Source organism: Ruminobacter sp. RM87 (genome assembly GCF_000701925.1).
Taxonomy (GTDB): Bacteria; Pseudomonadota; Gammaproteobacteria; order Enterobacterales; family Succinivibrionaceae; genus Ruminobacter; species Ruminobacter amylophilus.
Genome location: NZ_JNKD01000025.1, coordinates 35,714 through 41,959 on the forward strand (window position 1 = coordinate 35,714; position 6,246 = coordinate 41,959).

Sequence of the window (6,246 nt, forward strand, 5' to 3'; positions counted from 1 at the left end):
AATGTTTAAGAAAATCCCCAACGTTCTGACTCTGCTGAGAGTTTTTTTAATACCTATTTATATTGTTTTCTTTCTGCTGCCGTATGACTGGAGCAATCTGGCCGCAGCACTGGTTTTCGTTATAGCATGTTTTACCGATCTTCTTGACGGTTATCTGGCCCGCAAGTGGAACGTATGCTCCAAATTCGGTGCTTTTCTGGATCCGGTTGCGGACAAGATTATGGTATGTGTGGCACTGGTTATGCTGGTAGGCTGGTTCAGTTCACACAAGTCCGAATACTTTTCAGGTTTCTCAATTGTTCTGACCATCTGTTCCGTAATCATCATTTCACGCGAAATAGTAATCAGCGCCCTGAGGGAATGGATGGCTGAAATCGGTAAACGCGGGCTGGTTGCCGTAAGCTGGATCGGTAAGTGGAAAACAGCAATTCAGATGATGTCCATAGCAGGTTTAATCTGGAGAGACCAGGTATTTATCTTCAGAGACAACTGGATGGCAAACCTTTCCCTGGTTCTGATGCTGATTGCCACCGTTCTTACCCTCTGGTCCATGGTCAGCTATCTGATTGTAGGTGTCAAGTACATGGATGATTAAGAAGTATTCATTCTCCCATACAACGATTGAGCACTTATCTTTGAAGTAATTACATACCTCGTTTACGCCTACCAAAGTGTCAGAGTAGGAACAAATAGAGAACTCAACAGGAACAAGCCTTTCAATCAAGCACAAAATACGAATAAGACAAGAACAAAACAGGAATAAATAAGAATAGAGCAGGAACAATAACAGACAATTGTAAGAACACTGTTGTTCTCGTTTATCAAAAAAATATTTAATGATTTGGTAATCGCCAAAAGAAGGAACATCGACTAGTAAGTTATGATTTGAAAGACATAAAATTATTTTGTATAATTTACTTAGTAAACATAGTAATCTTACTAAGTAAAAGGAACAGTATATGAAATCTAGTACAGTTACTTGCTCGTTCGTCATGGATAGAGATGTGTACAATACATTTAAGAGCATAATCAGCAAGCATGGACAAAACGTCAAGGGAAGTATTGTAAAGTATATGCAGAGCGTTATTCAGTATGAAACCCCTAATGCTGACACTATATTAGCCATTCAGGAGGCTGATGCCTTAAAAAATGATCCGAACAAGAAAGTTTACAGCTCGTTCGATGAGGTATTGGAGGAGTTAGGAGACGATGAGTAGCCAACCAAAGTACGGCATTGTTCTCACTTCAATGTTCAAAAAAGACCTGAAATTGGCCAAAAGGAGAGGATATGATTTATCTTTGCTAAGTAATGTGGTTAACACTCTTGCCAATGGACAACGTTTGGCAGATAAGCACAAAGACCATAGCTTAATAGGAAATTACAAAGGCTGTCGAGAATGTCACATCACGCCAGACTGGCTTTTGATCTATGAAGTATCTGATAATGAGCTTATTCTTTATCTCACTAGAACAGGCACACACAGTGACTTGTTCTAGGTTCTCAAAATATTAAGCCATATTCAAAAAAGAATATGGCTTTTTTTACATTAGGAATAATTTACAAACTAAAAATAACGTCAGGAGCAAATTCAAAATAGTTAATAGTGCCAGTCTCCATACTGTGTGTCTGAGTATATTGTCCTTTGGTATTTCTATATTTTGAATTTCAGACTTAACGATATTGGCAAAATGCTCAGTTGCTCCGTTTATGATTGAATTGGCATTTTTAATCAGGTCTTTTTCGGCTGCTTGACTGCTATCTCAGCCACAATCTGCTTGAGTTCATCATTGCTTATGATGTAATTCATTGTTTTACTCCTTTTGTTGATTAAAGCGTTAAATAATTCTTGATTGCTTCATAGCAAGCTTCAGATTCAGGAGTGCTGTATGTTTCGTAAAGATTTCCAGCATCGTCTTTTATGTATTTCATTAGTCCATCCTCTTAAATAAAACTGAATAAAGGAACAGGATTTCCTCCTGTTCCTTATTAAAAAATCAGATCAGTTGATTGCACTGTTCGAAGAGTTTGTTCTTGATAATGTTCAATCGGTTTTTCTGCATGAAAGTGAAGTCCTTGGATTGATTTGCATCATCAAATGTCAGGTGCATTTCATTCATGCGTTTCAGGTCGTTCGCAAACATTTCATGTAGATGTTCGAGTTTCAGCACATGTGTAATCTGGTCTGCATTGTTCTTGTAGACTGGGAAGTCTGTAAACTGCTTGCCGTTGCGTTCAATCTTACTTCTGTAAAGACCGTACTTATCCTTAAATAGCGCCGTTATGTCTGACATGACGGCGTTTTTGTTTTAACTTCGCAGACGGCACACTTTTCCTGATAACTCTGTATCTGTCGTGATATCTGACAGGCGTCGTATGATATAATCACGAAGCGTATCGAGGCAGAAGATGAAGTGTTTATTCTGTCCCGGTCAATGCAGAATGTCGGAGGAAAACAATGTTCTACTATAATGCACAGCAGCGCAGCACCTATTCATATGCAATTCCGGGAGTAAACTACGGCATTGCTCATTTCAGCGAGGATGGAAACAGACCTGCTGAAGGCATGAATATCTTTAATCATGACAAGCTAACAGGGACGTTTAAATCCGACAGAGAGCGCTTTGTCAGTTCCGGCAGTTTCGGTTTTTCCCATGATACGAATTTCTCCTTTGAGACCTTCTCTCCCGCATCAGAATCACAGCTGATTCTGTTTCAGTGTATTTTCAATGAACTTAAAAACAGGAATTTCAAAAAGAGAACGGCAGTGCTGCTGAATATTCTGGGATTCAGGGACAGCGGTATACATATAGATGAGGATTACCTATTCATATACGACTTTTTCAGTTTCCCGAGAAAATTTGAAATATACCTGAACAGTCAGACCGGGACGGTTACCGAAATAAATTCCTACAGTTTTGCCGATAAGACCGAATGCAAATACCCGGTCAATTCCGAAGGCGTGATATGCATGTTTGAGGAGCTGGTTCAGGATCTGTGTTCCGTATATCTTCCAAACGGGCTTACTCTCACGGATGAACAGCATACCAAGGCCGAAATTTTAGGGTTTGACTATGTATATGAAATCTGGCCGTATGCCGGAGCATCATCAGGGATCGCGTCTGCCGTCACCGCCACAGTTCCCGGCGCTGCACAGGAACCTCCTTCTCCAGAGAAAAATGTTTCGAACGATACTCCGTCAGGTAAAGATGAATCTGTTTCCTCCGCAAAGGATGCACACAGATTAAATGATGCTGATGAAACTTTTGAAAGAACAGATAACGTTGAGACTGATGATTTTAATCAGGCAGATATGACTGATAAATCAGTACCCGACAGGTCGGATGAGTTTTCTGATGGGGATGACGGTTATTCAGTGGAAAAAACAGATTCCGCGACTCAGCAGAATGATCAGCATTTCAACAGCGGTACGGATTATGGCGGCAGGGATTATTACGCCGGAAATCAGTACAGACATAAATCGCATGATAATCCCGGAGGACTGGATTACTACAGGGAAAAAGATCGTCAGATGGATGGTTTTATCGGTATAATTTGGTATCTGTCAGGGATTATCTGCTTCCTTCTCGGATTTTTTCTCTTTAAAATGTTTCTTATTGTGGTAGGAATTGTTCTGACATATGTAGGTAAGAATCACTGGGATAAAAAGAATAAATAATGCCGTGACGCGTAAAAGTGCGGACAACATGACAGGCATGAGGTGAAACAGGTTGTGAGAAATCCTAAAACATATATGAGCAGGCTGAAGAGAGCGGCGTTTTTTCGGAGAAGATTCAATGTTCATGTACCGTTGAAGCTTACGCTGTCTTCACTGATTATAGGCGGGGTTACGGGAATGGTGTGTGCCTTCTTCGAGATGATACCCAATATGCTGAATCAGTACAGAACATCCTCGCTTTCAGCTCTGCTAGACAATGAATCAGGAATGGTTACGGCTGCACTTGCCGCTTTTGCCGTAAGTTTCATCATGGCCGGAATCGCCATGTATTTCACACGAAAATACGCACCTGAAGCCGGCGGCTCGGGAATTCCGGAAATCGAAGGTGCGATGGTTGATCTCAGACCGGTAAGATACAAAAGAGTTCTTCCGGTGAAATTCTTCGGTGGAATTCTCTCTCTCAGTTCAGGCATGGTTCTCGGCAGGGAAGGTCCATCCATTCAGATAGGCGGTAATCTCGGGGCAGCAGTTTGTTCTCTCCTGAAAATAAAAAAAGAGGATTTTTACGTCATGCTGGCCGCAGGTGCGGCATCAGGTCTTGCCAGTGCCTTCAATGCTCCTCTTGCCGGTATGCTGTTTGTTCTTGAGGAAATGCGTCCGCAGTTCAAGTACAGGTTTTCCGCAGTGCAGGCCGTTGCCATGGCGGTAATCGTGTCCACGGCAGCAAGATCATTTATAGTCGGTAACAGTGATCCTGTTTTTGATCTGCCGATGTTTGACGGAGTCAATATCCGTAATTTCTTTGATTTCCTGATGTTCGGTATTCTGGTCGGCTGTGCAGGCGTGGTATTCAACAGGGCAGTGGGCAGGATGCAGGATTTCTATACTGCTGTCTTCAGGGGCAGACTGTGGCGCTCGGTTATGATTGTGGCCGTCGTGGGCGGATTATACGGAGTTGCTTCCATTATTGAACCTCAGGTGACCGGATCCGGGATGCATTTTATCAGTGAGTGGATTATGACTTCCTCTTCCCTGAAACTGCTTGCCGGTGTTCTGTTTTTGAGATTTATGGGGGTAATGCTCTGTTTCTGCTGCGGTATACCCGGCGGAATATTCGCACCGTCGCTTTCTCTCGGAGCTCTGCTCGGTGCGGTATTCGGCATGAGCATGCTTCATTTCGGAATCCTCAATTACGATCCCGGAATTCTGGCAATCGTAGGCATGAGTGCTTTTTTTGCGGCTTCCGTGAGAGCTCCTCTTACCGGAATCATTTTGATTTGTGAAATGACGAATAATTTCCAGTTCCTGTTGCCGATGATGATAGCCGTAGTGGCGGCAACGCAGACTGCAGCCCTGCTTAAGGGCAGACCGCTCTATACTCAGATTCTTGAGAGAACGCTCAGACTTTCAGGTAATGAGGAAAAGATTGAAGAATACAGGGTATTCAAAAAAACTCACAACGTGGAATAAGATAGAAATGTTATTATTCCTGTAAACTGTTGAAAAAAAGGCCTTCTCGGCCTTTTTTTCATTTGAGGACTAGTATTCGTTTACAAAGAAGTCGTTAACGATTTCCGCGTTGAATTTTGTTGCTCTTCCTTCCATTTTTACGACAGCGCCTTCAGGAAAGGCATGAGTGCGGATCATGTTGTAAATCTTGGTTCGCGGAATGCCGTAAATGGAGCATACCTCCTTTATGGAGAGAAGTCTCTTGAGGTGCTCGTCCTTGATTTCCTCGAAAATAACGCGATATCTCTTGCCGTTGACGGTAACGATATTGCCAATGCCGGTGTTGATATTTTCCATGATAAATCCTTATGTAAACAGTAAATCATAAACAGTGTCAGAGACGAAAGGGGATCTGGCGGACAGTCAGGAGCATGGGCTTGTCAGCCGTAAGTTCATAAAAGGTGCTCCCTGATTGCTTAATTCGATTACGTCGTAATCGTAGTAGTCAAACTTGATTACTCTATAGTCCTCATATTCGGCATCAGCGCGTTCAAGAGCCTGAAAACTGTTGTTGGTTATGATAAGGATTGCTGCGGGGCGTGGAAAAGATTCGGAAATCCGTGAATTATCTGTCAGGCTCCGTTTCCTGCCACAGCACCTATAATTATACTCGATTTTTTTGAACAATCTAAAAAACAAACTGATTTTTTGAACCAGGTTAAAAAATATTAAGTATATTTTTAATACTTTTGATTTTTTACACCTCTTAATCCGTATCCTTTTAACGTATGCGTGTAAGCAAATAGGGTTATTTAAAATTGAAGCTCACTGTGCTACTACCACAGTGAGTTTTTAAGATTTATTGGATTAGTCCTCGGAAGCTGTTTCAGCCTTACGCAGGTCTTCCAGATTATTTGACCTGCAGTCTGCGGGAACCTTGTCTGACCACGGCAGAAGATGACTCATGTTGCTGAGTACGTTCTTCGGTCTTACCGAACTGATTTCCGTAAGAAGCCATTCAAGATATTTGTACGGAGCCAGACCGTTGGCTATCGCTGTCTGGATGATGGTGTAGTATCCGGCACTGACATCGGCTCCGTTCTCCGTGAAGTTAAATAAG

8 protein-coding genes are annotated in these 6,246 nt (G+C 42.2%); 5 read left to right on the forward strand and 3 right to left on the reverse strand.

The window, feature by feature from the left end; translation table 11 throughout:
- Position 1 precedes the first annotated feature (1 nt).
- The 3 genes from pgsA to T489_RS0106295 all read left to right on the forward strand — a co-directional run bounded on the left by pgsA (position 2) and on the right by T489_RS0106295 (position 1,497).
- Positions 2-595, forward strand: coding sequence for a CDP-diacylglycerol--glycerol-3-phosphate 3-phosphatidyltransferase (gene pgsA, locus T489_RS0106285; protein WP_031579212.1), 594 nt, complete (start codon positions 2-4; stop codon positions 593-595).
- A 364-nt stretch (positions 596-959) separates the two neighbouring features.
- Positions 960-1,217: a hypothetical protein gene (locus tag T489_RS0106290; RefSeq protein ID WP_031579214.1), complete on the forward strand. Its 258-nt coding sequence runs from the start codon at positions 960-962 to the stop codon at positions 1,215-1,217.
- Complete coding sequence (locus T489_RS0106295; RefSeq protein WP_031579215.1) at positions 1,210-1,497, forward strand: type II toxin-antitoxin system YafQ family toxin; 288 nt, start codon at positions 1,210-1,212, stop codon at positions 1,495-1,497. Before T489_RS0106290 ends, T489_RS0106295 begins: the two co-directional genes overlap by 8 nt.
- Positions 1,498-1,995: 498 nt before the next feature.
- Here the strand turns inward: T489_RS0106295 and T489_RS0106305 are convergent, their stop codons facing one another.
- Entirely contained in the window at positions 1,996-2,292 is a 297-nt protein-coding gene (locus tag T489_RS0106305) for a hypothetical protein (protein ID WP_031579216.1), read from the reverse strand.
- A 164-nt stretch (positions 2,293-2,456) separates the two neighbouring features.
- Here T489_RS0106305 and T489_RS0106310 point away from each other — a divergent pair, with 164 nt between their 5' ends.
- Together T489_RS0106310 and clcA are read left to right on the forward strand one after the other, a co-directional pair.
- Complete coding sequence (locus T489_RS0106310) at positions 2,457-3,677, forward strand: hypothetical protein (protein ID WP_031579217.1); 1,221 nt, start codon at positions 2,457-2,459, stop codon at positions 3,675-3,677.
- Positions 3,678-3,731: 54 nt separating this feature from the next.
- Positions 3,732-5,147 carry a H(+)/Cl(-) exchange transporter ClcA gene (gene clcA, locus T489_RS0106315; protein ID WP_157608079.1) on the forward strand — a complete coding sequence of 472 codons (1,416 nt, stop codon included), beginning with the start codon at positions 3,732-3,734 and terminating at the stop codon, positions 5,145-5,147.
- A 69-nt stretch (positions 5,148-5,216) separates the two neighbouring features.
- On the opposite strand, the gene T489_RS0106320 is transcribed toward clcA, so the two are convergent.
- Positions 5,217-5,483 carry a helix-turn-helix transcriptional regulator gene (locus tag T489_RS0106320; protein WP_031579219.1) on the reverse strand — a complete coding sequence of 89 codons (267 nt, stop codon included), beginning with the start codon at positions 5,481-5,483 and terminating at the stop codon, positions 5,217-5,219.
- Between the two features lie 510 nt (positions 5,484-5,993).
- Positions 5,994-6,246: transposase domain-containing protein (locus T489_RS13530; RefSeq protein WP_051621848.1), on the reverse strand; the 253-nt coding region annotated here is incomplete at its 5' end.

What these genes read in the sequence shown, in the direction of transcription:
- pgsA (WP_031579212.1), top strand. Translation starts at nt 2, where the DNA reads ATGTTTAAGAAAATCCCCAACGTTCTGACTCTGCTGAGAGTTTTTTTA.
- T489_RS0106290 (WP_031579214.1), top strand. Translation starts at nt 960, where the DNA reads ATGAAATCTAGTACAGTTACTTGCTCGTTCGTCATGGATAGAGATGTG.
- T489_RS0106295 (WP_031579215.1), top strand. Translation starts at nt 1,210, where the DNA reads ATGAGTAGCCAACCAAAGTACGGCATTGTTCTCACTTCAATGTTCAAA.
- T489_RS0106305 (WP_031579216.1), bottom strand. Translation starts at nt 2,292, where the DNA reads ATGTCAGACATAACGGCGCTATTTAAGGATAAGTACGGTCTTTACAGA.
- T489_RS0106310 (WP_031579217.1), top strand. Translation starts at nt 2,457, where the DNA reads ATGTTCTACTATAATGCACAGCAGCGCAGCACCTATTCATATGCAATT.
- T489_RS0106320 (WP_031579219.1), bottom strand. Translation starts at nt 5,483, where the DNA reads ATGGAAAATATCAACACCGGCATTGGCAATATCGTTACCGTCAACGGC.